A 23,846-nucleotide genomic window follows, 5' to 3' on the forward strand; every position below is an offset into this window, starting at 1 on the left:
TTGGCCTAGTATGGCCCTAGTATGGCCCTAGTACGGCCTTAGCCACATCATTCTAGCCGGTCGCGCCCGCCTGATTGAGCACTACCAGCGGAACATCTGCCAATCGCTCGCGGCCGGCTAAGCCATTGACCTCTAGCACCACGACGTTTCCGGCAACTTCCGCACCCGCGGACTCCAAAAGCAACTTCGCGCCGTAGAGGGTGCCACCGGTTGCCAGCACGTCGTCGACAAGCACGACACGTTTGCCCTTGATGTCCACGCCATCGGCCGGAATCTCCAGCGCCGCGGAGCCGTACTCTAGGGTGTATTCCTGGGTCAGTACTGGTGGCGGGAGCTTGCCCTTCTTGCGGATGGCCAGAATTCCCAGGCCCAGCTTATAGGCCACGGCTGACCCCAGCAGGAATCCGCGGGCATCCAGGCCGCCGATCATGTCGGCGCCGAGGTCCTTACAAGCCTGCGCAAGGCCATCGACGACGGCTTGGAAAGCATCGGCGTCGGCTAGCACGGGCGTGAGATCCTCAAAGAGGATGCCCTCCTCCGGGAAGTCCTTCACTAGGCGGACTTTTTCCGCCAGCGCACGTGCAGCATCTGAATAAACTTCACTCACGGTCAAAAAATCCTTATTAAAAATCAGTGTTAAGTGGAAAGGTCTGCGCACTAGCTCGCGTAAGCGCTCACGGCCCAGCGGTCCATGTTCCAGCCAATGCCCGCGCTGCCAGTGTAAGGCACTACTCCCTTGACGTTGCGATCCACGATGAACACGCGCGGCTGCGCTGCCACCGGAATAGAAGGCACATCCTCCCAAAGCTTTTCCTCCGCGCCTCGAATCTCCTTCAGATTCGAGATATCGGCATCGGGCGTGGTGTATTCGCTCATTGGATCGACAGGACCCAAGAAGACGTCGATGATAGGCGTCCATGTAACCGGATCCATCTCGAGGTAATGCTGGGACATGTACTCGGCGGACTGGTCCTCGATGGTAATGCCGGCCGGCTCGCACATGGCCTTAATTTCCTCCACCATCGCGGCATAGCGCTCATCGGGGCCTAAGTAGCCAATCTTGATGGTATTGCCCGAAAGCTCCGAGGCCTTGGTCATGTCCGGCTTCTTGTGCGCATCCGCGATATCGCTAAGGTGTGTGCCTACCGGGTCGGAGTGACGCAGGGTGCGCGTGTAGACCGGCGGCACGTCCACGCCGGAGATGTCCGAACTGACCTTGGCCAGGCGGGACTGGTCGATGCAGGCCGCGAAGGCTTGACGCGCCCACGGCTCCTGAAAAACGCCAGCCTGCGACAGCGTCAACGCATCGGTCAACCCGCCGACGGTGGGCTCAACCTCATAGGGGCTTTCCTCGTCGGCGGCCGGCAGCCACTTCGGCTTAGCGGAGCCTGCGTCGACGACGCGCAGGTTACCAGACTCCCGCAGCGCCTTGGCATCTGCGGTATTTGGCCACACCACAACCCTGTCAGTAGAGGGCTGATCACCAAAGTATTCCTCATTGGCGCGCAGGATGACCTCGCCGGACTCCCCGACCTTATCCACGACGAAGGGGCCAAAGGAAACCTGCAGCGCGGGATCAAAGTCCTCGGCTGTCGTGGAGAAACCGTAGCGCCAGGTCTCGGCGACCTGTTGTAAGGACGCAGGATCCTGCGTGGACAGCGCCGCGTTGAGCTCTTCTAGGTTCATCCCGGCCTTCTTAGCCACGGCATGCGCCGGCATGACGGTGCCCGGGCCAAAGAGGTAACGCCACCTATCGCCTTGGTCCTTGTTGAAGGTGATGGTGAACTTCTTCGCGTTGGGTGCGCAATCAAAATGCGCGATCTCGCTAGTAAGCGGCATGTGCGAACCAAACTCGGCTGGCATGACGCCAGCGGTATATGCCAACAGGTAGTCATCGCAGGTCACCGGAACGCCGTCGGAGAAGGTTGCCTGCTCCGACAAGGTGAAATTGACCTGCTTATATGGGTTCTCCGGGCTGGCCGGTATCTCCTCGGTCTGCACCAAGTCCGAGTTTGGAATCATCTGCCCCGATGGGCCCGGCATGTAGATGCCTGGGTATAGGCGGCTCGACAGCTGGGCCGCATTCGCAGCGTTGCCAAAGGACGTTCCCGCATTGGTGGTGGCCAGGCGGGTATTGACCATGTAACCGAAAAAGTCCGTGGAGTGAGAGCCAGAATCCTTGGCTTGCCCAGCGGAATCCTCGCCTGCCCCATTCGAACACGCCGTTGCGCTTAGCCCGACAACGGCGAGGAGCGCCATCGCAGCTCGCTTGCTCCAATGACGCTCGTTCTGTGGTGTGTTTACCACGGTAGTACTCGCTCCTTTTCACCCCGTTGTGCTTAACGGCCCGGGCGCCAGCTTGCGCCAGCGCTGCCCGGCGTATCCAGGTTACGCGGGGTGCCATTCTCGCCAGTGCTTGGCGACGCCGCCTTCTCGCCTGTTGCCGCACGCTGCGGCGAAGCCACGGTTCGCGAACCCTTGGCCGCCTCTGTTGTGTCTTCTTCGGTGGCATCCTCGCCGTGCTCGGCTCGGAAGGCCTTAACGGCCGCATTGTGCTTCTTTACTGCCTTGCGGCGGTTAGCCAAGGTAACCAGCAATGGAGTAGCAAGGAAGAGCGAGGAGAAAATGCCCTCGATAACGCCGATCAGCTGGATAAGCGCGAGATCGCGCAGGGTGCCGATGCCCATGAGCCAGACCGCGATAACAAACAGCGCGATGATTGGCAGCACGGAGATGATCGAGGTGGAAATCGAACGCATGACGGTCTGGTTCGTAGCCAAGTTGGCCAGCTCGCCGTAGGTGCGCTTGCGCTGCCCCTCGAAGCCTTCGGTGTTCTCGTTGACCTTGTCGAAGACGATGACAGAGTCATAGATGGAGAAGGTCAGAACGGTCAGCAGACCGATGATGACGGCCGGGGAAACCTCCAAGCCGAACAAGGCGTAAATGCCGGCGATGATCACGCCGTCGAGAATCAGCGCCAAAATGGCGGCGAAAGCCATGTCGCGCTGCAAGCGCACTGCCACGTAGATGGTGGCGGCGACCAAGAATACGAGCATGGCCAGCAACATGCGCTCGGTGATGGAAGAACCCCAGGACTCAGAGACCGTGGAGGAGCCAATCGCATCCGGAGTGGCCTCGCCGGACTCGTCCTTCGGCTCGTACTTTTCAAAGATGGCCTGGCGAGCGGTGTCGACCTGCTCCTGGGATAGGCGTTCGGTGGTGATCTCCAAGGTGCGGGAATCGCCAGCACCGACGATCTGCACCACCTCCGGCTCGATGCCGGTTGCTTCCTCGAAGGTGTCTCCTACCTGCTCGGCCACGAGGTCGCCTGCAGGCATGTTGAGCTTGGTGCCGCCCTCGAAGTCGAGGGAAAGGCTGAAGCCGCGAATGGCGATGGCCAAGACGGCGGCAACCACGAGGGCTGCGGTGATGGCGTACCAGGTCTTGGAACGGCCAATGAAATCGAATCCGCCCTCGTCCTCGTAGAGGCGGTCCAGCTTGGAAATTTTGTGGGACTTAACGCTAGAGGTCATGCTTACTTCTCCTCCTCGGACAGGCGGGACGCATCGGATTTTCCTGCCGCCGGGGTCTTTGCGTAGTAGCCGCGGGCGCGGCGCTCCTCGACGAGCGCGTAGATGCCGCCGAGACCATTCATTGCGGGCTTCGCAGCCGCAGGCTTGCCGCCGATGAGCTGCATAAGCGGCGCCATAACGAGGAAGGAAACAACCAAGTCGAAGGCAGTGGTAAGGCCCATGGTGAAGGCGAAGCCCTTAACCTCACCGATGGAAAGGAAGTAGACGATGACGGCGCCGATGAGCGTCACGGCGTTACCTGTGACGATGGTGGCACGCGATCGCTCCCAGGCCTTGGTGGCGGCGGAACGGAAGGAGCGGCCCTCGAGCAGCTCATCCTTGATGCGCTCGTAGTAGACCACGAAGGAGTCAGCCGTGGCACCCACACCGATGACCAGACCAGCGACGCCGGAAAGATCCAGGGAGTAACCAATCCAGCGGCCCAGCAGAACCAGGGCGCCGTAGGTCAGGATGCCGGAGGCAACCAGGGTGATAAGGGAAACGCCAGCAAGTGCGCGGAAGTAGTACAGGGAGTATGCAGCCACGAGGAGGAAGCCGACGATGCCGGCGATAAGGCCCGCCTTCAAAGCTGCCTTGCCCAGTGATGGCGGAACAGTCTCGACGGTGCCGCCAGGCTCGCCGTTGGAACCGGTAAAGGAAAGCGGCAGTGCGCCGTACTTCAGGTTATTAGCCAGGCTACTTGCTTCTTCCTGGGAGAAGTCACCGGTGATGGAGGTAGCAGAACCAACCGGGGTTGCGCCCTGGATGACAGGTGCGGAGATAACCGCGGAGTCAAGGGTGATGGCAACCTGCTTCTGCAGGTTCTCCTGGGTCAGCTTGGACCACGTCTCGGAGCCGTTCGGGCCATCGCCGTCCTTGAACGCGAAGCTGATTTCCATCTGGCCAGTCTGTGGGTTCAGCCCACCATTGATCGGCTTGTTGGTGTCGATCTCGTTACCGGTCAGGCGAGTGCCGTTTGGATCCTTAATGCCCTCGAGAAGCGGGGACGGCGCCAGAATGTACGGCGTCTTATCAGCAAAGTCACAAGCCACGAACTGCTTGGCTGAATCGTCGGTGCCGGCGAGCGGATCGGTATCGGCGTCGCAACGCATCAGTGCGGAAGCCGCGGAGATAGTCGTGGCGTCTTCAGACTGGCGGTCCTTGAGCAGCATCTTAGTCATCTCATCGCGGAAGTCTGCCTTTTCAAGCGAGTTGGAAGGCTCTTCCTTTGGCTTAGCGGTGACCTTCGGTGCCTCGGATTTCTTAGCATCCTTGTTGCCAGCCTGCTCTGCGCCCTGCTGGATTGCATCGTTGACCTTCTTCAGGGATTCATTGGCCTGCTCAGGGGTGATAACGCGGTATTCCACCCAGCGGTTAGCCATATCCTGCAAGGTGTCTTCCAGCTTGGACATATCCGGCATCGGCTGCTGCGCAACAGGGCGGAACAGAAGCTGGGAGGTCTGGCCCACTGCCTGTGCCTGGGAGGCGTCCTCGCCAGGGACGGTGATAACGAGGGTGGATCCGTTAATAACCACCTCGGAGCCAGAAACGCCCATACCGTTGACGCGCTGTTCAAGGATGTCGCGTGCCTGCTTGAGCTGATCCGGCGTCGGTTCCTCTCCCTGCGGCACGAGGGTCACGCGGGTACCGCCCTGCAAGTCGATGCCGAGCTTCGTCGAAGCCTCGCGCGGGCCGGTTAGGAAAATAAGGGCGTAAATAGCAACGACGATTAGCGCAAACAAGGCCATGGCGCGCTTGGGCCACTGCCTGTTTTTGTTGCGCAATGCGCCACGATTTTTTGCGGACAAGAAGTTCTCCTGTGCAACTAGAAACAGGGTTTAACAAATTAAAAGTGAATAATTCGTGCGGCCAATGTTTTACTGGCGCACGAGCACGATCCCTCATGATACGTCATGGACGGGCCATTAACTCAACGGGATCTCAGCTGTAGCACTGAGTGTGACCAGTGCTACACCAGCAGCTAACGCTGCGAATCCTCAGCAGACTCAACTGACTCAACAGGCTCAGCGGTCCCATCCGCAACGCGTGCATTGTCGACGTCGCGGGCCTCGCCAGGCTGCTCGGCTTCAACGGTGCGCACGATGGCCATCTTGTCGAAGGTTGCGACAACGCCTTGGGCAATCTGTAGCTGCACATCGCGTTCGGTGGTGGCAACCACAGTGCCGTGCATGCCGCCCGCAGTAATAACTTCCTGCCCAGGGGCGAGGTTCTCCTGGAGATTGCGCAGCTTGTTCTGGTGCTCCTTCTGCTTCCGCATAGTCATGAAGCTAGGCAGGATAATAAGGAGGGCAATAACGAGTAGAAAAGCGTATTTCATAACAGGACAGTGTGCCAGAAATCCACATCTAGCGGCTGCCAAAACGCCGCGACGCGGCTTCTAAAACAGCGCCTCGCCCAACGTACCCTCGGGCGGTTCCAATCCAATATGGCGCCAGGCGGCTGCGGTAGCCACGCGGCCCCGGCCAGTGCGGGCAACCATGCCGGCGCGCACGAGGTACGGCTCGCAGACCTCCTCCACTGTGGAAGGCTCCTCACCCACCGCTACTGCGAGGGTGTTGACACCAACCGGGCCGCCGCCGTGGCCCTTGATGAGTGCTTCCAGCACCGCGCGGTCGAGGCGGTCCAGGCCCTTTTCATCGACGTCGAAGACGGCCAGCGCGCCCTGTGCTGCGGCGAGGTCAATGTGGCCGTCACCGTTGACCTCTGCAAAGTCACGCACGCGGCGCAGCAGGCGGTTCGCAATACGCGGCGTACCGCGCGAGCGAGAACCGATTTCTACGGCAGCATCTTCATCGATGGAAACGTCCAAAATCTTTGCTGCACGGGTGATTACTCGTGTCAGGTCAGCAGTGTCGTAGTACTCCATCTGCGCAGTGAAACCAAAGCGGTCACGCAGCGGGCCGGTCAGCATGCCGGCGCGGGTGGTAGCGCCCACCAAGGTAAAAGGCGGAATCTCCAACGGGATGGAAGTAGCACCAGGGCCCTTGCCCACGATGACATCGATGCGGAAATCCTCCATTGCCATGTACAGCATTTCTTCTGCCGGACGTGCAATACGGTGGATCTCATCAATGAATAGGACGTCACCTTCCATCAGGTTAGACAGCATGGCAGCCAGGTCACCGGCACGCTCTAGCGCTGGGCCGGAGGTCATGCGCAATGACGTGCCGAGTTCCTGCGCAATGATCATCGCCATGGTGGTCTTACCCAGGCCAGGCGGGCCCGAGAGCAACACGTGGTCTGGAGTTACCCCACGATTCTTAGCACCCTTCAACACCAGTGAGAGCTGTTCGCGCACTTTGGGCTGGCCGATGAATTCCTCAATGGACTTCGGACGCAAGGAACGCTCAATGTCGTGCTCGCCCACCTGCTCGCTCGCGTCAATGTCGAGGTTGCGCTGCGGCGCGCTCGGGTCAGCGAGCCCCTCAGGGAGCTGAAACTCAGTGCGTTCTACATCGGACATGCATTCTCACTTAATTTAGATAGTCGGGCGGGGGTTAAGGCTCAAAGCGAATATGAACTGCGAAAGTTACTTCTTGCGTCCCAATTGTGCCAGTGCACCGCGCAGGACGGTAGAAGTCTCTGCTGCCGGATCTGCCTCCACAATAGATTCCACGACGGGCCGCGCCGCCTTATCGCTAAAGCCTAGACCAACGAGCGCTTCCACGACCTGCTCGACCACCGGCGCATTGACCACAGCGGAAGTACCCGTTGTAACTTCGCCGGCTCCTGCTTGCGGGGCAAAGACGCTGACCTTGTCCTTCAGCTCTAGCGCTAGGCGTTCTGCCATGCGCTTGCCCACTCCAGGAATAGACTGCAGTGTCTTTGCATCACCGCTAGAGATTGCCGCTGCCAACTGCCCCGCTCCCATCACGGACAGCGCCGCTACTGCCAGCTTTGGCCCCAGGCCGGAGACGGACTGCAGCACGTGGAACATCTCGCGGTCTTCATCGTTGCCGAAACCATACAAAGTCATGGAATCTTCCTTGACCACCATGGAGGTAAGCACGGTAGCTTCCTCCCCGCGACGCAGGGTTCCGAGAGTTACTGGGGTGGCGAGAAACTTATACCCCACGCCCGCACATTCGATGACAGCGTGGTCAAGGCCGATGGTCAACACGGTTCCGCGTAGCGAGGCAATCATGTGGGTGGGGCTCCTTTATTTGACGGGATGAAATCTAAAGCGATGAAACAGTAAGTAAAGCAGTGCGAGTCTGGATAGCGTCATGCTGGCCGGCACCCCGGCTACGTACCAGACGATGTCCGCGGCTTATTGGCCCGGCCCTTCACGCCGCTGGTCTTAGGCCAAGAGCCGGTGCTCTCCCCCACGCGGGCCAAAGCGGGTGCGCGCCAACAGTGGCATACGGCAAGCGCTAGGGCATCGGCGGCGTCGGCAGGCTTGGGTGCTTCACTCAAGCCAAGGATACGGGTAATCATTACCGTCATCTGCTTCTTATCGGCGCGGCCATTGCCGGAGATGGCTTTCTTTACCTCAGACGGGGTGTACATGTGCACTGGGATGTTGCGCTCAGCAGCAGCAAGCACCACTACCCCAACCACATGGGCGGTCTGCATGACGGTGGAGACCTCGCCGCGTTCGAAGACGCGCTCGATAGCGACCACATCGGGACGGTAATCATCCATCCACTCTTTAACTGCCACCGAAAGACGCAGCAGACGCTCGGTTAGCTCTTTATCGCTCGGCGTACGCGCCACGCCGACTGCCACGGGAATCACCGCGCGACCGCGCCCAGCCTGGACCACCGAAAGGCCACAGCGGGTTAGACCTGGGTCAATGCCCATGACGCGCAAGCCTTCAAGGTTCACGGCAAGCCTTTCTGTGGGTAGTTGGATTTGGAATCCGAGCGAAGTTCAGGAAAAAGATCCTCCCACATCATACACACACATGTTCTAAAAATGGAGCGGGGTTAAAACGAGCAACCGCGCCTTTTCTCCTTATCGCCTACGCGAGGCGGAGAATAAGGCGCGGTGCGAAGTGGCAGAGCCTGGCTAAATGCTAGTCCTGCTCGAGCTCGGCCAGAACCTCTTCAGAAAGATCCATGTTGGTGTAGACGTTCTGCACGTCATCGGATTCTTCCAGCGCGTCGATGAGGCGGAAGATCTTACGAGCATCAGCGGCACCCAGCGGAACCTCAACGGATGCGCGGAAGTCGGTCTCATTGTCGTCGACCTCGATGCCAGCCTCAACCAGGGCTTCCTTAACTGCCGGGATATCGCCCGGCTGGCAGACAACTTCGAACTTCTCGCCCAGGTCGTTAACCTCTTCAGCGCCTGCTTCCAGAACTGCCATCAGGACGTCATCCTCGGTCAGCTCGCCCTTGTTGACCAAAACAATGCCGGTGCGGGAGAACATGTAGGCAACGGAACCGGACTCGCCGAGGTTGCCGCCGTTCTTGGACATTGCGGTGCGAACATCGGTGGCTGCACGGTTGCGGTTATCGGTAAGGCACTCGATGAGCATTGCCACACCGTTCGGGCCGTAGCCCTCGTACATGATGGTCTCCCAGTCGGCACCGCCGGCCTCTTCGCCGGAGCCGCGCTTGCGGGCGCGCTCGATGTTGTCGTTCGGCACGGAGGCCTTCTTGGCCTTCTTAATCATGTCATCGAGAGTCGGGTTAGCAGCCGGATCGCCACCACCGGTGCGGGCCGCGACCTCGATGTTCTTAATCAGCTTGGCAAATTCCTTGCCACGCTTGGCATCGTTAGCAGCCTTCTTGTGCTTGGTAGTAGCCCATTTGGAGTGTCCGGACATTTCATCCCTTTCATTGTGGCTCTATGAAACTGCCTGCAATTATACGGACGGGCGTAGAGTAGCTGAAAACAGCCCCCACCGTTTTCCGGCGTTTGAGTGAATATTTTTCTAGACGTTTTGCCAATTGCCGTTGTGCGAGCCTACCTGCATGCCCTCGCGCACGGTTCGGGTAAGCCCTTCCTGGACCACCACGGCAACCAAATCCCCGCCTTGGTTAAAGATCTTTCCGGTGGCCAGACCGGTCGCATTCTGCGCGGATGGTGATTCCTGCACATACAGCAACCACTCATTAACACGCACTGGACGCAGGAACCAGATCGAGTGATCCAGGCTGGCAAGCTGTACTTGCTCGCCTTGGTGTGGCAGCAGAGAAGCACGGATTAAGGTCATGTCAGACATATAGGCAAGTGCCGCACGGTGGGCATCCTGGCTGCTTTCTGACGCCGCAAATTCTTGCGAGGTATTGCGGAACCACACGTAGCGGAACCCAGCGCCTGTGGCTTCGGCAAGTTCAGGGTCACGGCTTTCCTGCGGGACCAAACGGATATCCCAGTCTTCCCACTCGCGCAGGATGATGCGGGTGGAATAAGGAGCACCACCGCCGGCGGCGGCCGCCTCCTCCGGGCCCATAACCTCCGGCATGGCGTCCTGGTGCTCAGGACCAAAGTCATCGGCGATGTGGAAACCCGCGTTGAGCATGAAAATCAGGCGATCGTCTTGAAAGATGCGCACCTGACGGGTAGCAAAGGAACGGCCGTCCCGCACGCGCTCTACCTCGGCACGCGCAGGCGCGGCGGCATCACCTGGGCCCACGAAGTAGCCATGCAAGGAATGCACGAGCTTTCCTTCAACGGTGTGCTGGGCTGCAGCGAGCGCCTGGGCCACCACCTGCCCGCCAAAGGTGCGCGCAATCTGGGACGGAACCATGGGCACGGAAAAGACATCACCCTGAGCCTTTTCGTTCAGCGGCGCTAGATCAATAACCTCGCACACCTTAGCCATTACCTACGCGGGACTCCCCTCTTTGCTCAACGCGCAACCTTAACGTGCGCTCTTCACATGCAACCCTGTCAACTTTACCTGTGCGCCGGGCTAGCGCGTAGGATATGCCGCATGTCTTTTTTACGCCCTGCTCGCCTGCACCGCGTCGTTGCCTACCTGGAGATGTTCACGTGGGCATTTCTTATTTTCTCTATGGTCCTGAAGTACTCCGGCGTGACGGAGGCTCTAACTCCTATCGCGGGCGGTATCCACGGTTTTGGTTTCCTCTGCTTCATCGTCGTGGGCGTCATGGTGTGGATCAATAACAAGTGGTCCTTTGGCCTGGGCATGTTGGGGCTTATCGTTTCGGTCATACCTTTTGCCGCACTCCCGTTTGCGCTATGGGCGGACAAGCACGATAAGTTCCTGCCGCATTGGCGCTTTAGCGATTCTGAGCAGCCGCACGGCCTTGCCGAGCAGCTTTTGGCCCAGGTAGTGCGCTTCCCAGTGCGCACTCTGAGCGTGTTCGTCGTAATCATTGCGCTGGTCTTTGGCGTTCTGCTGATGCTCGGGCCACCCGTCGATGTCGAATCCACTATCGAGTCGAACATCTAATAGCATTACTTAGGTGAAAATTTTTCGTTCCGTTCCAGCAGTTTGGACTGGCTGGATTTGTTTCCGGCTTATCCTCATCGGACTGCTGCAATGGAACAACGTCCCGCTAGGAGATATTTCCTATTACTTCTCCGAGCGTTTTGGGACAAACTCCTCGGATATGACCGAGTACCCGCACCCTGGCACGTGGCCTTCAATTCTCGTCGGCTGGTTGAGCGGCCCGAATCAGACCAGCTTTACCGGTATTTTTACAGGGCTGTGCCTGCTTGTCGACGCCGCTTTCCTCATGGTCTTGCTTCACGGCTGGCGCCGCAAGCCGCAGGCCTTCGTCGCCGCATGGTTTTGGGTTATCTTTGGAACCGCAGTGGGTCAGGTCTTTGTCTGGCGCCTCGATATTTTTCCGGCTCTGGCAGTTGCTGCCGCAGGAATGCTTCTTGGCCGCAACTCGCGGCTTGCAGCGGCGTTGCTTGGCCTTGCCACCACGATGAAGCTGTGGCCGGGCGTGCTCGCCGCAGGCCTGGTTGGCCGCTTCAATGCCCGTGCGACTTGGCAGCGCCTTAGCGCGTTCTTCGCTTCCATCGTGGGCATCTGCCTGCTCGTCATCACCTTCAATGACGTCGAGCGCCTCATTTCCCCGCTGCGCTACCAGGGAGTACGGGGACTACAGGTGGAATCGATACCTGCAACACTTCCGGTATTTGCCTCGCATCTTTTCCCGGACACTTGGTCCATCGGCTACGCTGCCTCCAAGAGTTTTGAAATCACCGGCCCTTGGGTTAGCGCGCTCTTAGTTCTTAGCAACGTTTTGACCTTGGCGATGCTGTTTTTCGCTATCGGCTTCGCACTCATGCGCTTCCGCAACGGCAACTGGGGTGCGCGCAGCACGCTGGCCTTTTTCATCACGATGATCTGCCTGCTTTTTATCAGCAACAAGGTCTTTTCCACCCAGTACATCATCTGGCTCGGCCCGATCTTGGCGATAGCGCTCAAGCATGCCTGGCCGCGTGCCTCATCGGTTGCACATCAACATATCGACGAAAAAGTAGGCAAAGTGCTGCGCAACCTCGCACTGTGCACGCTTGCTGCGGCGGCACTGGGCACACTGGTCTACCCGTTCAACTATGACGCGGTGCTCTACGCGGGCCGCGACGGCCTCTTCCCTGCCTTCTTGTTGCTGGCGCGCAACGTGCTCATCCTCGTGTTGACAAGCCTTGCTTTGTCTTGGCTGCGCTTGGAGCTCAAGCGCGAAAACACTAGCTCTACCAAGCAAGCAGCTCAGTAGCAGGAACTACTCAGTAATCCGCAGCTGGCTGAGCTCGAAGAACTCCGGCAGCGGTGCCGTGCCGCCCAAGCGGAACATGCGCACGAGGGGGCGTAGGCGTAGCGAGCGGGTATCGCTGACCGCTTCGTTGTAGAAGCGATGAGCAAGGTGGATGCGCCCCTCGGCGTCGGCAAGCAATGCGGGACGCTCGGCAAAGCGCTCGTTGACCGCGATAGACAGCTCCCGCTCGTGGGCCGAACGCGTCTCAAAATGGCCCTGGGTAAGCTCGCTCGACTCCGCGCGGGAGGCAACCTCCTCCAGCTCCGGAGCTAGCGCTGCCACGACGGCGGCGCGGCGGTCAAGGGTGGCCTCCAGCTGCGCCAAAGCCGCATCCGTGCGGATGTGCAGGGAGTTCAACCGCTGCGCGGTGAAATAGGCCCACATCAAGATGAGCACGAGCGCGACGATCACGATAACCAGTTCTACTGCCATAGTCTTTTCCTGCTCTTAAATCTGCTGTGGGTAAAGGGCGGCAACGCCCGCTTCTACTTGGTGCGGACCTTAGTTCCGTCCTGCACAGTCTCATAAACCTTCATCACGGCAGCGGCCACATGGTCCCAATCGTAGGTGCGAGCACGCTCGGTACCGGCTTCAACTAAAGCATTGCGCTTATCTTTGTCTTGCAGGACAAGGTTGAGCACCCGCGCGAGGTCGCGGGCATCCTCGTTGCGGAACAACGCACCGGCTGGGGTTTCAGAATCGGCGTCGCAAACGGCGGCAAAGGCTTCAAGATCGGAAGCTACCACCGCGCAACCTGCAGCCATCGCCTCTACCAGGACGATGCCGAAGCTTTCGCCGCCGGTGTTAGGAGCGACATAGATATCAGCGCGGCCGAGGATCTCCGCCTTTTCCACATCGCTTACGCGGCCAACGAAGTCCACGCCCTCGACCTCACGCGGGCGGCCGCCGCCCATGACGGTGACCTTGACGTCCGTGTCCACCATCGTGAGGGCCTCCAGCAAAATATCCAGGCCTTTGCGTGGCTCGTCGAGACGTCCCAAGAACACAATCTCGGGCACCTTCTGCCCGGACTGCCCTGGCTGTCCGAGTTGCTCTTGTTGCGCGGCGACCCGCTTGCGTGCTGCCGCGTACACGGAGGTATCCACGCCATTCGGAATAAGAATTGGGTCGCCGCCGAGTTGTTCCACCTGCCAGCGGCGGGCCATCTCTGAGACGGCAATGCCGCCGCGCACCTTCTCCAGGATTGGTGTGAGGAAAGGCTTGGCCAGCTTCAGCACGAGCGAGCTAGAAGCCGAGGCGTGGTAGGTCGCGACGATGGGGCCTTTGGCTTGTGCCAGCGCAACCATAGAGTAGCTTGGCGAGTTCGGCTCATGGATGTGCAGCACGTCGAAATTGCCGCGTTCAATGAACTTCTTGACGTTGCGCTTTACCTGCGGGCCTACGGACAAGCGGGCCACGGACCCGTTGTAGGTAATCGGAATGGCGCGCCCGCCTTTCATGACGAAGCTCGGCAGCTGTGTCTCCGGGGCTGCTGGGCCAAGGACCTCCACGTGATGGCCTTGCTCGATAAAGACGGTGGCCAAATCCAGGATGTGGGCCTGCACGCCGCCTGGCTCATCAAAGGAATACGGGCATACGATTCCGATACGCACTACTGCCTACTTCCCTACTTTTTACCGTTATCTTCGAGCTTTTCTTGGGACGTACGCTTGTCCTTGGTTGCGCGGCGTGCGGCGCGATCGGCCGCGCGGCGTTCAACGTCTACATTCCACTGCGGCTGCAGCATATGCCAGTCCGCCGGGTGGGCCTTGATGTTCGCGGCGAAGCCATCGGCCAGGCGTTGGGTGGTCTCCTGCACATTGGTGACTTCTACCTGCGGGCTGACGGAAAGGCCCCAGCCTTCATCCTCAAACCAGGAGTGGACCACGTGCAATGCCGCCCCGGTTTCCATGGCCAAGCGGGCCGGGCCGGCAGCCATGTTGGCTTCCTCGCCCATGAAGTCGACCGTGACGCCAGTGCGAGTCAGGTCGCGCTCGGCCACCAGGCAGACCACGCCACCTGCTTCCAAGACTTCCTTGAGGCGACCAAAAGGTGAGGTCTTCTCTCCTGTCAGAGCGATAACCTCAAAGCCTAGGGACTCGCGGAAGTCCACGAAGGCGTCGAAAAGCACCTCCGGCTTGAGCCTTTCTGCAACCGTTGTGAATTGGCCATAGTGGCCCACCAGAAACACCCCGGCCATGTCCCAGTTGCCAGTGTGCGGAAGCGCCAAAATGACGCCTTTGCCGCGGGCCATGGACTCATCGAAGTTCTCTAAGCCCTGCAAACCGGAAAGCAGCTTGGCGTGCAGATCCGGGTCCTGATGGATCGACGGCAGGCAGAATGCCTCCCGCCAGTAACGCATATAGGAACGCATCGAATTGCGCACCAACTCGCGCGTGACGTTTTCTGGGCCCACCACGCGCGCTAAGTTTTGGCGCAGTTGCTCCATGCCGCGGCCATCATCGCTGGCGCGGTCTGCGCCCCAGTCAAAAAGGCGCTTGGCCCACTTCTCCGGCAACAAACGCACCAGCCGCCAACCGGCTAAGTAGCCGGCGGCAGACAGCTGCTCACGGTCTAATCCAGGAAGAAGGGCCATAGGCATTAATCCTTAAAGGTCTGGGGTGAAACGGGCCTTCGTGTCCTGGCGGGCAGCCTGGACCATGCGCTGAATGACGGTAAAGATGGAACCGAATACAAGGATCCACAGGGCGATCTCGATGGCGTCGGGAACACCCAAGCCCTCCAAGCCAATACCGGCCAGGCCGATGATGAGGCGCTCTGGGCGCTCGATCAGACCGCCGACCATCTTGAAGCCAGAAGCCTCGCCGCGGGCCTTGATATAGGAAATGACCTGCGAAGAAACCAGCACGATGAGGCAGGCCACCACGTGGATGGGGCGAGCGTTATCGACGTAAACCAGCCAGTACAAGATGGCAGAAAACAGGGCGCCGTCGGTGATGCGATCACAGGAGGCGTCGAGAGTCGCGCCAAACTTGGACCCGCCCGTGGTCATGCGGGCCATCGTGCCGTCGAGCATGTCAAAGGCCGCAAAGAGACCAGAGAGCACTGCTGCCGCGAACAGGTGATCCAGAGGAATGCAGACGACTGCGATAGCAATGGTGACAAGAGTGCCGACGATGGTGACCACGTTGGGGGTCAGCCCCATCTTCAGAAACAGCTTTGCCACGGGTTCCACGACGACTGCCGCTGGCTTTCGCCCGTGAACGCTAAGCATTGGAATCCTCCTCATCGATCTCCCGCCAGCCTTGGGCCAAAAGGGCGCGAGTCTCTTGTAATAACTGAGGCAACACTTTAGTGCCCTCCAAGACAGTCATAAAGTTGCTGTCACCGGCCCACCGGGGAACCACATGCAAATGTAAGTGATCTCCCACGGAACCGCCAGACGCCTTGCCCAGGTTGAAGCCCACGTTGATTGCTTCCGGTTTGGACACGCGCTTTAAAACACGTACCGCCTTCTGTGCGAAGGCCATCAGCTCGTGGGATTCCTCTAGAGTCAAGTTCTCCAGCTGGGATTCCTTGCGATAAGGCACCACCATTAAATGTCCCGAGTTATAGGGAAAAAGGTTCAGCAAGGCGTAGACATACTCACCGCGGGCAATAATCAGCCCGTCCTCATCGCTGCCCTTGGGAGCCTCAACAAAGGGGTCCTTCGAACGCTTCGAGATATACGCCATCCGGTAGGGAGCCCACAGCCGCTCAAGGCGGTCTGGTTCCCCTGCCCCGGAATCGACGTATTGCTCATTAGCGTCGTGCACTGATCAACTCTTCGTTCGGCTGCTCGTTGATGCGCTCAGCAACCCATGCGGCGATGAGCTCGATAGCCTCATCCACCGGCACGCCGTTGACCTGCGAACCGTCGAGGAAGCGGAAAGAGACGGCATTTGCGTTGACGTCGCGCTCGCCGGCGAGCAGCATGAAAGGCACCTTGCCGGTGGTGTGATTGCGGATCTTCTTCTGCATGCGGTCGTCAGAGGTATCCACGTCGGCACGGATGCCGCGCTTGCGCAGCTTCGCAGCGATCTCCTCCAAGTGCGGGGAGAACTCGTCTGCAACCGGGATGCCAACTACCTGGTGCGGAGCCAGCCATGCTGGGAATGCGCCGGCGTAGTGCTCCAGCAGCACGCCGAAGAAGCGCTCGATGGAGCCGAACAGCGCGCGGTGAATCATGATCGGGCGCTGCTTGGTGCCGTCGGATGCGGTGTACTCGAGCTCGAAGCGCTCCGGCAGGTTGAAGTCCAGCTGCACGGTAGACATCTGCCAGGTACGGCCGATGGCATCGCGTGCCTGCACGGAGATCTTCGGGCCGTAGAAAGCAGCACCTGCAGGATCCGGAACCAGGTCCAGGCCGGACTTTTCAGCCACCGATTGCAGGATGGAAGTAGAACGCTCCCAGATCTCATCGGTACCGACATACTTGTTCGGATCCTTGGTGGAAAGCTCCAGGTAGAAGTCATCCAGGCCGTAGTCCTTCAACAAGGAAATGATGAAGTCCAAAACCTTGGTCAACTCTTCTTCCAGCTGCTCCGGGGTGCAGTAGATGTGGGAGTCATCCTGGGTAAAGCCGCGAGCGCGGGTCAGGCCGTGGATAACACCGGACTTCTCGTAGCGGTAGACAGTACCGAACTCGAACAGGCGCAGCGGCAGCTCGCGGTAAGAACGGCCACGGGAAGCAAAGATGAGGTTGTGCATCGGGCAGTTCATCGGCTTCGCGTAGTAATCCTGCGGCTGCTTGGTGCAGTTACCGTCCTCGTCATACTCGCCGTCCAAAGCCATGGCCGGGAACATGCCGTCCGCGTAGAAGTCCAGGTGGCCAGACTTCTTGAACAAGTCACCCTTTGTCAGGTGCGGGGTGGATACGAAGGAGTATCCATCCTCAATGTGACGGCGGCGGGAGTGCTCTTCCATCTCCATACGCACGATGGCGCCGTTCGGGTGGAAGACTGGGAAGCCGGAGCCAATCTCGTCCGGGAAGGAGAACAGGTCAAGCTCCTGGCCCAGACGGCGGTGGTCACGCTTTTCTGCCTCCGCAATCATGTGCTGGTAGGCCTCGAGGGCCTCCTTGGACTCGAAAGCGGTGCCGTAGATGCGCTGCAGACCAGCCTTGGACTGGTCACCGCGCCAATAAGCAGCCGAGGAACGGGTCAAGGTAAACGCCGGAATGTACTTGGTGGTTGGCAGGTGCGGACCACGGCAGAGATCGAACCACTCCACCTCGCCGGTGCGCGGGTTGATGTTGTCGTAGTGCGTCAGATCGCCTGCGCCAACCTCTGCTGCCTCATCGGAGTCTGGGTCAACGTTGCCCTTGTCCTGGATGAGCTCCAGCTTGAATGGCTCTTCAGCAAGCGCTGCCTCTGCTTCCTCGTTGGAGGAATACACGCGGCGTTCAAAGCGCTGACCAGTCTTGATGATCTTCTTCATGCGCTTTTCGATCTTCTTCAGATCCTCCGGCGTGAAAGGCTCGGCGGTCTGGAAGTCGAAGTAGAAGCCGTTTTCAATGGCCGGACCGATACCCAGCTTGGTACCCGGGAACTCAGCCTGAACTGCCTGTGCCATCACGTGTGCAGTGGAGTGACGGATGACAGCGCGGCCGTCCTCCTCGCTTGCTGCAACTGGGGTGAATTCGGCGTCGGCAGTCGGCGTATGCGAGAGATCGTAGAGAGCTCCATCGGCGCCGCGTACGACGACGACTGCCTCTGGGCCCTTGTTTGGAAGCTCGAGCTCCCGCATTGCTGCGCCTACGGCAGTGCCTGCTGGCACCTTAAAAGGCTCGTAGTTCACCGGTACAGCTGGAATCATTTCCGCCATTTAGACTTGCGCTCCTTATGCGCTCACGCTTCGATCGACATACCTGGCCGACCAAAGCTAATCGTAGAGTTACAGCGAAAGATTCTACCCCGCTTAACCCTCAAGAAGCGACTCGCCCCAGTAGGAGTTAGAGGTGGTACCGGCCGGTACAAAGTACATGGCTGAGCCGATGTGGGTAATCCACGTATTGAGCAAATCTTGCTCATCAAGGCGGGCTTGAATGGGCTCAAATTGCTTACTCGGATCCTTTTGATAACAGATGAAAATCTGCCCTGCATTAGACAGCTCACCTGGGTTTTCCGCGCTCGGTGGGAGGTTGTAGTTGAACGGCCGGCGCAGAATCTTCTGCTCCGGATGGTCCTTCGGCGGATGGGCGCGCGCCACGTGGGATGCCGGGTCAATTGCCTTCAATCCGAACTTATCGCGCGCGTTGAGGTCCACGGCATCGAATTCCTCGGTGCCGTGCATCGGCGCACCGGAGTCCAGCTTGCGGCCAGTGGAGTTTTCCCTGGAAGCGCGGTCAAGCTCTTCCCACGCGTCCAGATTCATGTGGATTCGGCGCACCACCATGGCGCTGCCGCCGGCGAATTTTCCTTTATCGATCCAGACCTGCTCCCGGAATTCCTCTGGAGTGTGCGGATTGACAGTGCCATCCTTTTGCCCGAAGAGATTGCGCGCGGTCTCCCCCTTCTTCGCGGCGCCGTTGGCATGACCAAAGCCCTGCTGTACCCACTTGGTGTCCACGTAGCTCGCACCCGCACGGGTCATGTGCCGCATCACGTGCGCCGCCGTTAGCGGATCATCGCTGCAAATCTGCAGCACCACATCGCTTTGGCCCCATTCCGGGCGCAACTTATCGCGCTTGTACGCGCGCACATCCCGGAGCCACTCCGGCTTGGCGACGCCCGTCCGGGCAAAGAAGCCTTCTCCCCAACCGCAAGTCACGGTAAGGCTAGCCGGGGTTTGCGCCAGCTCCGGCTCCAGGCTGCCCAAGGGGTTTTCTGCGGTGCACAGTCGGCGTGCGTCCTCAGTCCACAACCGCATCAGTGCCTTGGCGCCTCGCTTGGTGGTGGAATCTTTTAAGTCAAAGCCCACGAGCGCCACGTGTGCCTGCGGCGGGGTCTCGATTCCGGCCTGGTGCTCGCCATCGAATGCGACGATATTATCGCCCATGATCTCGGCTGCTTCATCCTGCGCTGGCTGCCCAGCAGCAGCTGCCGCACCAGACCCAGAGTCAGAATCGTCGCGAGAAGGTGAAGCGCAGCTGGCCACCGCCACCGCGCTGGCCGCGACGGCGCCGCCAACCAGCAGGCCGCGTCGACTCAAAAACTCCGTGGTCTCACGCGCGGAGGAAGATGCAGATTTTAAGGACTCATCCATGTTCTTTTCCCTACTACTCATTCCAATGCTGGCGCGTGAGTAATCCACCCGCGCGTCGGCTTTAGCCTTTAGTGGTGCGAGTGCTCGCCGTGCTCCATCGAACCGTGATCCATAGAGCCATGGTCCATAGAGCCATGATCCATCGAACCGTGATCCATGCCCGACATGTCGCCGTGCTCCATCGAACCGTGATCCATGCCAGACATGTCGCCGTAGTTCTCATCGCCGGCGCCGATTTCGCGCACCGGCACCTCACCGGCCTCGACCTTGGAACCGTCCTCAAGCAAGAGGGTGACCTTGACCGTCTCGCCCGCCATGACTGGTTCCTTCACGCCCATCAGCATGAAGTGCTCGCCGCCTGGCTTGAGTTCTGCGGTGCCACCAGCCGGAATCTTCAGGCCGCCCTTCTTTTCCTGCATTACACCGTCAACAACCTCGTGCACCTGGTTCATCTCGGCGTCGATGGAGGAGCTAAAGCCAGTGACGGTGATGTCATTGTCGGAATCGTTATGGATGGTGCCGAAGATAGCAGTCATCTCCGCATCCTCAGCCATGGCGCGAACCACGCCGTCCTCGATGGTGACATCGCCTGCCTGCATATCGGAGGCGCTTGCGCTTGCCGGAGCCGCGCTGGTTGCAGCTTCCTTTTCGGCACCGGAATCCTGCTCGCTGTTGGAGCAGCCAGCCAGCCAGAGTGCGCTGACGGCAACGGCAGAAACAACAATATTACGCATCTTCATCATTAGATGTCTTTCTTGTCCAAGCTTTAAGGCGCGAAGGCACTCCTTTTATTTGTGCCTTGCCTGCGTCTTAAAAGGGGTGGGTTTTAAGAGTCCAGGTCATTTGCGCGTCGCATCTTTGCACCGGCCATGATGACCACGGCGACGATAGCCAGAACACCGACGATGCCCAGCGCCCACAGTGCGGCGGGCGGCAGGCCCTCGGAGTTGGTTTCATCTTGTTTAGCAGCATCGTCATTCGCGTCATCGCCGTCTGCGGCATCGCCCGCTGCGCCGTCGGCAGAGCCGGCAACGCTAAACGGAACGGAACCACGGGTTGCATGCCCGTCCGAGGAGGTGATCTGGAAGCCCACCTGGTACTCGCCAGGTCCCGGCTTTACATCGTCCGGAACCTCGATGGTGAGCTCACGCTGTTTGATTTCGGGCTCGGCGTCGAAAAGCACCTCGCCCGTCTTGGTGTCGGTGACAGCGAAGGTGTTGAAGTCGTCCCTGGGTACTGCGGAAAACTCCAGAGTGATCTCCTCCGGAAACTCCTGCAGCGGAGAATCACTGACCACATTGCCGCCGATCACGGAGTCGTGTGCCAAGGCTGCAGGCGCGGACATGGCGAGCATGGACGCGGCAGCACAGAGCGCAAACAGACTGGTGGAGCGACGAAAGTGCATAGTTTTCTCCTCGAATTGCATGGCTTGCGAATGGGTAAATACATGCTATAACCGCACCCGAAACAATGGCCAATAACCTAAGCCTTGCTTAAAGCAAATCAGGATACCAACCAACTGAACGAGCAGCGGTTGCCTTATTAGTCGCTGCCCCATTCGGCTTAGTTCCCAGTGTCATAGGAAATGTGTTAATGCACACTATTTTCGGTAAATGGTTAACGCCTCCAGGCGGAAATTGACGCACCCGCCAATCGACGCCACGCCCGGTGGGTATGGCTGCCTGTACGAGATAGGACCTTCTAGATCAATTCAACGCAATCATCATTAATCAGCAGCGCCTGCCCATCACGCAAAAGCACCAGGTTCCAGTCTTTTCCGTACTTTTGAACCGTTTCACTAATAACCGAAATTGCGTATGGGCCAGTAGTTCCCTGTGCGTGAGGAACTACAACATAGGGAGTAAGTGATAGAGCCGTACGATCATGCAATTCGGGAACAGCACCTGGATCATCCATAACGGAAATCGGTTCGACCGATGGCCCGGCAAGGACCGCACCCGCCGAGCTGCCAGCATATGGCAAACCGCCGCGAACCGCTTCAGAAAGCAGTTCGAAGGCACCAGACTTCTTTAACTCATACAGTACGCGGTAAGCATTACCGCTTGCGACGTAGACACAATCCGCCTTCTTTACTTGAGTCTCAAACTCTTCAAGCGTGGTATTCGCAACGGTCAGTGAAACAAAGTCGGATGCAATAGAAGCCACTTCTTCCCGCTCCTTCTGTGCAAACGGCACTTCTTCCATCCCCACTGCAGCGTCATCGATGTACAAGATTTTGCCGTGTAAGAATTCCCGCAGCTGCGGATGAAGGTAGGACGCAAGAAACAGTTTCATGGTGCCAGTATGCATGAGCGCTCCAAGCAACGCAGCAATAGGCTCTGCAGGAGCAGTATTCTTCGCCACTGGAATACAGCTCATCCGCATCAAGGTAATGCCAAAAGGGCTAAAGAGCCATAAGTGCTCTTGAAACTTTCAAAGTGCACGACAAAAACGGGTTAAGGGTCAAAAAGTGTGTCCGGAATCGCGGATTTTCACGGATTGACCTGTAGGTTTCCGGAAAGTATATGCTCCGGAAGCATATATCTAGCCCCCGACGGGAAATCCTCGGTGTGGCAGCCGTGATGTGCTATGCGCGGCGTGGTGTGGTGTCGCAATGTCGAAGAACCAACCACGCTGCCACTGCGGCGGTGAAATGAAACGCAACGGCACCACCAGCAAAGGCACCACCAGATGGCGCTGCAAACAATGCGGCGCCTCCAGCGTCAAACGTCGAAACGACATCACCAACGCGGCAGTGTTCACCCAGTTCATCGAGCATTGCACCACCGCAATATCACTCGACGACCTAGCCAAACGAAACGGTGTTAGCCGCGCCACCATGAAGCGGCGCTTCAAGTGGTGCTGGCTCGTTGATGTGCCTGACCCCACCGCCGGCCACCACAAGCGGATCTACGACCAGGTATTTCTCGATGGCACCTACACCGCCGGTGGCTGCCTGATCGTCGCGGCGACCATCGACCACGTGATCGCCTGGCACTGGTGCAAACACGAAACCACCCGCGACTACCAACTGCTGCTTGAACGCATCGAAGCCCCACTCATCGCCGTCATCGACGGCGGCCAAGGCGCATACAGCGCAATCAAAAAGTGCTGGCCGACTACGAAAATTCAACGCTGCCTCGTCCACGCCCAACGCGTGGTCCGCCGCTACACCACCACCAACCCACGCACCGATGCCGGGCGCACCATCTACCGACTTGCGCTGAAACTGACCCGGATCACCACACTGGATGAAGCCGCCGCGTGGGGTGTGCAACTGCACGAGTTTTCAACGATCTACCGGGAATGGATGAACGAGAAAACCATGATCAAAGACCCCAAAACAGGTGCATGGACCCGCGTGTGGACCCACCACAACGTGCGCAAGGCCTACAACAGCCTCAACCATCTTTGGCGGTCCGAGATGCTGTTTGTCTACCTCAACCCGCCAGCAGGAGTCCTTGCGCCCGAGCGGATCAAATCCACCACCAACAGCTTAGAAGGCGGCATCAACGCCCAGCTCAAACTGCTCGCCAGAACCCACCGCGGCAGATCAGGCGAACGACAACGCCGCATGCTGGATTGGTGGCTCTACTTAAAAACGGAACTGCCTGACGATCCAGTACGAATCGCCAGGCAGTCCGACTGGGGCCAGGGCCAACTCGCCAAAGTATCCACCCTGACCCAAACCGAGAACCAAGCCGACCACGAAACAGGACGCCCAGCCCTCTACGACAACGCTATCGACACCGACTACACCCACTCAATCGGCATTCAAAAAGGCCAAATCTAACCCCCGCGACACGCCGAGCCAGACACACATTTTGACCCTTAACCCACAAAAACGCTCCTGTCCGGAATCCCGAACAGAAGCTTTCTTATTTGAGCGGATGACGAGACTCGAACTCGCGACCCTCACCTTGGCAAGGTGATGCGCTACCAACTGCGCTACATCCGCATTCGGGATTCTGATCGAAGCCCACTAGGTGCTTTAAGCACCTAGTGCGCGATACTGGGATTGAACCAGTGACCTCTTCCGTGTCAGGGAAGCGCTCTCCCACTGAACTAATCGCGCTCGACACGCCAAAGCGTGTCAAAGTTGAGGTGGAAACGGGAATCGAACCCGTGTGCACGGTTTTGCAGACCGTTGCCTCACCACTCGGCCATTCCACCGTGGCGATACCGCCTCACACACAAGTGTGCTGGAGCGGATGACGAGACTCGAACTCGCGACCCTCACCTTGGCAAGGTGATGCGCTACCAACTGCGCTACATCCGCATTCGAAAACCAGGCCCGGTTTTCTAGGCCCGTTTCTGGGCCTTGTGCGCGATACTGGGATTGAACCAGTGACCTCTT

23 protein-coding genes and 5 tRNA genes (1 of these 28 cut by a window edge) are annotated in these 23,846 nt (G+C 58.9%); 3 read left to right on the top strand and 25 right to left on the bottom strand.

Going from position 1 to position 23,846, the window contains the following annotated elements; genetic code table 11:
• Positions 1-52: 52 nt before the first annotated feature.
• The 10 genes from HMPREF3158_RS11375 to HMPREF3158_RS11420 form a co-directional block, all read right to left on the bottom strand.
• Positions 53-607 (bottom strand): adenine phosphoribosyltransferase, encoded by a 555-nt coding sequence (locus tag HMPREF3158_RS11375; protein WP_062038815.1) that lies wholly within the window; start codon positions 605-607, stop codon positions 53-55.
• Positions 608-657: 50 nt separating this feature from the next.
• Positions 658-2,307, bottom strand: a complete 1,650-nt coding sequence (locus HMPREF3158_RS11380) for an ABC transporter substrate-binding protein (protein ID WP_246816212.1) — start codon at positions 2,305-2,307, stop codon at positions 658-660.
• 32 nt (positions 2,308-2,339) lie between these two features.
• The gene (gene secF, locus HMPREF3158_RS11385) at positions 2,340-3,533 is read right to left on the bottom strand and encodes a protein translocase subunit SecF (protein ID WP_070498581.1); all 1,194 of its coding nucleotides are present in this window, start codon (positions 3,531-3,533) and stop codon (positions 2,340-2,342) included.
• Between the two features lie 2 nt (positions 3,534-3,535).
• Positions 3,536-5,320, bottom strand: a complete 1,785-nt coding sequence (secD, locus tag HMPREF3158_RS11390; protein ID WP_201057473.1) for a protein translocase subunit SecD — start codon at positions 5,318-5,320, stop codon at positions 3,536-3,538.
• 233 nt (positions 5,321-5,553) lie between these two features.
• Positions 5,554-5,910: a preprotein translocase subunit YajC gene (gene yajC, locus HMPREF3158_RS11395; protein ID WP_070498583.1), complete on the bottom strand. Its 357-nt coding sequence runs from the start codon at positions 5,908-5,910 to the stop codon at positions 5,554-5,556.
• A gap of 60 nt (positions 5,911-5,970) precedes the next feature.
• On the bottom strand, positions 5,971-7,056 hold the full coding sequence (gene ruvB / locus HMPREF3158_RS11400) for a Holliday junction branch migration DNA helicase RuvB (protein WP_070433165.1): 1,086 nt from the start codon (positions 7,054-7,056) through the stop codon (positions 5,971-5,973).
• A gap of 66 nt (positions 7,057-7,122) precedes the next feature.
• Positions 7,123-7,737: a Holliday junction branch migration protein RuvA gene (gene ruvA, locus HMPREF3158_RS11405; protein WP_070456556.1), complete on the bottom strand. Its 615-nt coding sequence runs from the start codon at positions 7,735-7,737 to the stop codon at positions 7,123-7,125.
• 101 nt (positions 7,738-7,838) lie between these two features.
• A complete protein-coding gene (gene ruvC / locus HMPREF3158_RS11410; protein ID WP_061922809.1) occupies positions 7,839-8,420 on the bottom strand; it encodes a crossover junction endodeoxyribonuclease RuvC in 582 nt (193 codons plus the stop codon).
• A 190-nt stretch (positions 8,421-8,610) separates the two neighbouring features.
• Entirely contained in the window at positions 8,611-9,366 is a 756-nt protein-coding gene (locus HMPREF3158_RS11415) for a YebC/PmpR family DNA-binding transcriptional regulator (protein ID WP_062038800.1), read from the bottom strand.
• Between the two features lie 108 nt (positions 9,367-9,474).
• Complete coding sequence (locus HMPREF3158_RS11420; protein ID WP_070498584.1) at positions 9,475-10,368, bottom strand: acyl-CoA thioesterase; 894 nt, start codon at positions 10,366-10,368, stop codon at positions 9,475-9,477.
• 111 nt (positions 10,369-10,479) lie between these two features.
• Between HMPREF3158_RS11420 and HMPREF3158_RS11425 the strand changes: the two genes are divergently transcribed.
• Positions 10,480-10,962 carry a DUF3817 domain-containing protein gene (locus tag HMPREF3158_RS11425; RefSeq protein WP_062038794.1) on the top strand — a complete coding sequence of 161 codons (483 nt, stop codon included), beginning with the start codon at positions 10,480-10,482 and terminating at the stop codon, positions 10,960-10,962.
• A 13-nt stretch (positions 10,963-10,975) separates the two neighbouring features.
• Positions 10,976-12,244, top strand: coding sequence for a DUF2029 domain-containing protein (locus tag HMPREF3158_RS11430; protein WP_070498586.1), 1,269 nt, complete (start codon positions 10,976-10,978; stop codon positions 12,242-12,244).
• Positions 12,245-12,250: 6 nt separating this feature from the next.
• Here HMPREF3158_RS11430 and HMPREF3158_RS11435 read toward each other — a convergent pair whose 3' ends face one another.
• The 10 genes from HMPREF3158_RS11435 to HMPREF3158_RS11480 all read right to left on the bottom strand — a co-directional run bounded on the left by HMPREF3158_RS11435 (position 12,251) and on the right by HMPREF3158_RS11480 (position 21,784).
• A complete protein-coding gene (locus HMPREF3158_RS11435; protein ID WP_070498587.1) occupies positions 12,251-12,715 on the bottom strand; it encodes a hypothetical protein in 465 nt (154 codons plus the stop codon).
• 53 nt (positions 12,716-12,768) lie between these two features.
• Entirely contained in the window at positions 12,769-13,896 is a 1,128-nt protein-coding gene (locus tag HMPREF3158_RS11440) for a glycosyltransferase family 4 protein (protein ID WP_070498589.1), read from the bottom strand.
• 14 nt (positions 13,897-13,910) lie between these two features.
• Positions 13,911-14,879, bottom strand: a complete 969-nt coding sequence (locus HMPREF3158_RS11445) for a phosphatidylinositol mannoside acyltransferase (RefSeq protein ID WP_070498591.1) — start codon at positions 14,877-14,879, stop codon at positions 13,911-13,913.
• A gap of 12 nt (positions 14,880-14,891) precedes the next feature.
• Positions 14,892-15,518, bottom strand: a complete 627-nt coding sequence (gene pgsA / locus HMPREF3158_RS11450) for a phosphatidylinositol phosphate synthase (protein ID WP_061922830.1) — start codon at positions 15,516-15,518, stop codon at positions 14,892-14,894.
• Positions 15,511-16,059 carry an HIT family protein gene (locus HMPREF3158_RS11455; protein ID WP_061922834.1) on the bottom strand — a complete coding sequence of 183 codons (549 nt, stop codon included), beginning with the start codon at positions 16,057-16,059 and terminating at the stop codon, positions 15,511-15,513. Before HMPREF3158_RS11455 ends, pgsA begins: the two co-directional genes overlap by 8 nt.
• On the bottom strand, positions 16,046-18,109 hold the full coding sequence (thrS, locus tag HMPREF3158_RS11460) for a threonine--tRNA ligase (protein WP_070433157.1): 2,064 nt from the start codon (positions 18,107-18,109) through the stop codon (positions 16,046-16,048). The genes HMPREF3158_RS11455 and thrS overlap by 14 nt, the downstream gene beginning before the upstream one ends.
• A 93-nt stretch (positions 18,110-18,202) precedes the next feature.
• Positions 18,203-19,489, bottom strand: a complete 1,287-nt coding sequence (locus HMPREF3158_RS11465; protein ID WP_070456539.1) for a Dyp-type peroxidase — start codon at positions 19,487-19,489, stop codon at positions 18,203-18,205.
• Between the two features lie 68 nt (positions 19,490-19,557).
• A complete protein-coding gene (locus tag HMPREF3158_RS11470; RefSeq protein ID WP_070498593.1) occupies positions 19,558-20,232 on the bottom strand; it encodes a copper chaperone PCu(A)C in 675 nt (224 codons plus the stop codon).
• Between the two features lie 83 nt (positions 20,233-20,315).
• Positions 20,316-20,894, bottom strand: coding sequence for a copper resistance CopC family protein (locus tag HMPREF3158_RS11475; RefSeq protein ID WP_070498596.1), 579 nt, complete (start codon positions 20,892-20,894; stop codon positions 20,316-20,318).
• Between the two features lie 296 nt (positions 20,895-21,190).
• Positions 21,191-21,784: a Type 1 glutamine amidotransferase-like domain-containing protein gene (locus tag HMPREF3158_RS11480; protein WP_062039505.1), complete on the bottom strand. Its 594-nt coding sequence runs from the start codon at positions 21,782-21,784 to the stop codon at positions 21,191-21,193.
• Positions 21,785-22,103: 319 nt separating this feature from the next.
• On the opposite strand from HMPREF3158_RS11480, the gene HMPREF3158_RS11485 reads away from it, so the two are divergent.
• The gene (locus HMPREF3158_RS11485) at positions 22,104-23,282 is read left to right on the top strand and encodes an IS256-like element IS1249 family transposase (protein ID WP_005323424.1); all 1,179 of its coding nucleotides are present in this window, start codon (positions 22,104-22,106) and stop codon (positions 23,280-23,282) included.
• A gap of 92 nt (positions 23,283-23,374) precedes the next feature.
• Here HMPREF3158_RS11485 and HMPREF3158_RS11490 read toward each other — a convergent pair.
• The 5 genes from HMPREF3158_RS11490 to HMPREF3158_RS11510 all read right to left on the bottom strand — a co-directional run.
• Positions 23,375-23,447: transfer RNA gene (locus tag HMPREF3158_RS11490), tRNA-Gly, on the bottom strand.
• Positions 23,448-23,492: 45 nt separating this feature from the next.
• Positions 23,493-23,564, bottom strand: a tRNA-Val gene (locus HMPREF3158_RS11495).
• A 27-nt stretch (positions 23,565-23,591) separates the two neighbouring features.
• Positions 23,592-23,662 (bottom strand) — tRNA-Cys (locus HMPREF3158_RS11500).
• 30 nt (positions 23,663-23,692) lie between these two features.
• A tRNA-Gly gene (locus tag HMPREF3158_RS11505) sits at positions 23,693-23,768 on the bottom strand.
• A gap of 45 nt (positions 23,769-23,813) precedes the next feature.
• Positions 23,814-23,846, bottom strand: a tRNA-Val gene (locus HMPREF3158_RS11510); it runs 65 nt beyond the window's last position.

The organism is Corynebacterium sp. HMSC06G04, from assembly GCF_001807365.1.
Classification (GTDB): domain Bacteria; phylum Actinomycetota; class Actinomycetes; order Mycobacteriales; family Mycobacteriaceae; genus Corynebacterium; species Corynebacterium simulans.